The organism is Bacillota bacterium, from assembly GCA_012837285.1.
GTDB lineage: Bacteria > Bacillota > DTU030 > DUMP01 > DUMP01 > DUNI01.
Genome location: DURJ01000088.1, coordinates 1 through 2754 on the forward strand (window position 1 = coordinate 1; position 2754 = coordinate 2754).

Below are 2754 nucleotides of genomic sequence, written 5' to 3' on the forward strand. Positions count from 1 at the left end.
AGCTTGGCCTTAATATGACCACAGCCTTTAATGTTTTTCTTCGCCAATCCATAAGGGAAGGTCGTATCCCCTTTGAAATCACCACAAACATCCCTAACGCTGTAACTACTGCTGCATTGCTTGAAGCGGGACAAATTGCAAGTGATCCGAATGTCAAGCGTTATTCTGATGTCGAGGAAGCGTTACGGGAGTTGAAATCATGATCCGTCAGATTGTATGGACAACACAATTTAAGAAGGACTATAAGCTTGCGGAAAAACGTGGGCTGGATATCAAGGTTTCGTGACCATAACCTTGCCGGCAAGTGGAGCGGTTATTGCGAGTACCACATCCAGGCCGACTTGCTTTTGATTTACCACATTGATGCTAAAGAAGTCATTCTTGTTCGCACCGGCAGCCATAGCGATTTATTTTAGTTTTGTCAAGGTCCTCCTTAGCTGTCAACGGCCAGTTGAGAATGAACACTTTTGGCCATGAAAATTAGACCACCAGATTATGGAATTGCTATCAATCCTCCTTTGACTGTATCAAACTTAAACTTGGAGGAGCCAAGCGGTTTCGCACTCGGTAGCTGTCCCCGCGCAGAATAATTATAGGCTCTGCTGATCAACTGAAAAAGGTGATCAGAAGCTGTCATATAAATCGTAGTAAAACTAATGTAGTCATCTGGGTTTTGCGTTTTATATGAGTGCACATCACTAAATATACCCCAACGCTAACCCAATGACACTTACCGCAATGAATATTTTAAGTTTCATTTGGTGGCCCCCCTAAAACTCCCCAATTTCCAGCAGAAAATTAGTGGTGACCTACAGTTATTTTACACTAACGTATAACCCATAAGTTCTGACCATCTGTGTCTTGCCAGCCACAGGATTACGCCGCTTCATAGAAAATTTATGTCGTATAATACTACTGATGCGTCGTAAGTTTCCTTTGCAATCTTCATCCAACTACCAATTGGCCCTGTAGCTACTTGACAGTTTAGATTGTCTCCGTACACTCTCCTGATTACGGGACACTTAATATTTTATTGCGACAACTTTTTGGTGCTTAAGACGTGGTTTCACTATCCTTATCATAACATGAGTTGGCAATACTCTCGTGATAGTCCTTATTACTACGAAAGAATGGTATTGGAAGTAGATGGTATCCTGTGGTAACGTTCGCTTTACTAATCAACATCCCGGGGTTATAATCAAAGCAACAGATACTAATAAGGGTGGAATATCATTGTGCTTCCCGAGACTACGGAATGGCTACGACAATCAGAGTATGATATCGATACGGCCGAGGCAATGTGTAGAGCTGGTAGATATGTATATGCGGCCTTTATGTGCCAACTAGCTATCGAAAAAGCTCTTAAAGGTTTAGTTGTAGAACTAACTGGGAATACTCCACCTCGAACGCATAATCTTATCCGTTTAGTAAAAATTACCGCGGTGGAACTTCCTGAGCACCTCTCGGAGTTTATCGCAGTTCTTAACATGGCGGGGGTTGGGACTCGTTATCCTGATTTGTTGGACGATGCTATTAAACGTTACCCGAAAGAAGTGGCGTGGGATTATTTGGCCAAGACTAAGGAAGTGATGCAGTGGCTATTACGGCAGATCATGTCAACTCAATAATTTTGTCTTTTTTAGCAGCTGTAGAGGCACAAGGTATTACTGTTGAAAAGGCACTGTTGTTTGGCTCACAAGCTAGGGGTAACGCTACAGACGATAGCGATTTTGATTTAATAGTTATCTCAAATGATTTTGCACATATGGCTGCCTGGCAGCGGTGGGAAATCTTAGGGAAGGCTGCGGCAAAAGTAATGGAGCCTATTGAAGCATTAGCCTATAGTCCGGATGAAGTAGCAACCGCACTACAGCGAAAAGGAAATTTTCTGCGCCACATATTAACGAGGGAAAAAACCGTTAATTATGTGGTGGATGCTGTTCAGTAGCGGCATAATAAAAAGTTTCTGAGGGACACTGCGGTGTCCCCTTTTTTATTAATAGAAGGAAGGACGCTTTTTCCTAATTTAATTATTCTGTTCCAGCTTTTAGTGCTTCGCTCATGGAAACTGTTTCAAAGTTCCCTGCACGAAGCGCCTTGCTAAGTTGATAGGTCAGCATGATAGCTGCGAAGGATATTATCACATAAAGGGGGCTGACAATAGGTGGCAACACTAGGTTTATCATATTGCCTAGATAACCATACAATGAACCCATTGACGCCGCCGCAACAGGAATACTGATTATAAATCCGGTCACGGCGACAAAGGTTGAGCTATTCGATGACCCAAGAGTCTGCTTTGCTATTTCTAATGCTAGATGCTTTGTGGTTTCAAAAAGCGAATAATAAACAACCAGTGTATTGTTCATTAGTGTTATTTCCTTTCTTTTGTCAACGGCCATATGCTATCATTCCCTTTGGCTGCATCAAACTTGGAGGAGCTGAGCAGTTACCCACTCGGCGGCTGTCCCCGCGCTGCGGATGAAATCTATCTTTGCCATTCGCTTTGAGACATTTGAGACTCTAGAGCTCTGATTCGTGCATCTAAACCTACTCCCTCTTTATTTCCACAGATAGTATTAGTTACCTCTGTTTCGCGGCATCTAACATACGCGCCACAATATATGTCGATGCTTTATGCGAAACGAAAAAAGGCGGGGCTGTCCACCATTCACCGTCTTTCGGCTCAACCCGTCCCACCTGAAGATTAAGAATCACGCAAGCGCTTGGCTATATCGCTGGCACTATACAAAA

3 protein-coding genes and 2 pseudogenes are annotated in these 2754 nt (G+C 43.1%); 4 read left to right on the plus strand and 1 reads right to left on the minus strand.

Translation table 11 applies throughout. The features are described from left to right. The 4 genes and pseudogenes from GX016_05260 to GX016_05275 form a co-directional block, all read left to right on the plus strand. Positions 1–203 (plus strand): type II toxin-antitoxin system antitoxin, RelB/DinJ family (locus GX016_05260; GenBank protein HHT70972.1); only part of this gene is annotated, 203 nt, incomplete at its 5' end. Continuing rightward, positions 200–416 (plus strand): annotated as a pseudogene (locus tag GX016_05265) (type II toxin-antitoxin system YafQ family toxin). The gene GX016_05260 and the pseudogene GX016_05265, both read left to right, overlap by 4 nt. Before the next feature lie 819 nt (positions 417–1235). Then, a complete protein-coding gene (locus tag GX016_05270; GenBank protein HHT70973.1) occupies positions 1236–1628 on the plus strand; it encodes a HEPN domain-containing protein in 393 nt (130 codons plus the stop codon). Then, positions 1601–1948 (plus strand): nucleotidyltransferase domain-containing protein, encoded by a 348-nt coding sequence (locus GX016_05275; GenBank protein HHT70974.1) that lies wholly within the window; start codon positions 1601–1603, stop codon positions 1946–1948. The genes GX016_05270 and GX016_05275 overlap by 28 nt, the downstream gene beginning before the upstream one ends. A gap of 334 nt (positions 1949–2282) precedes the next feature. Here GX016_05275 and GX016_05280 read toward each other — a convergent pair. Next, positions 2283–2369 (minus strand): annotated as a pseudogene (locus tag GX016_05280) (flavodoxin). Positions 2370–2754 lie beyond the last annotated feature (385 nt).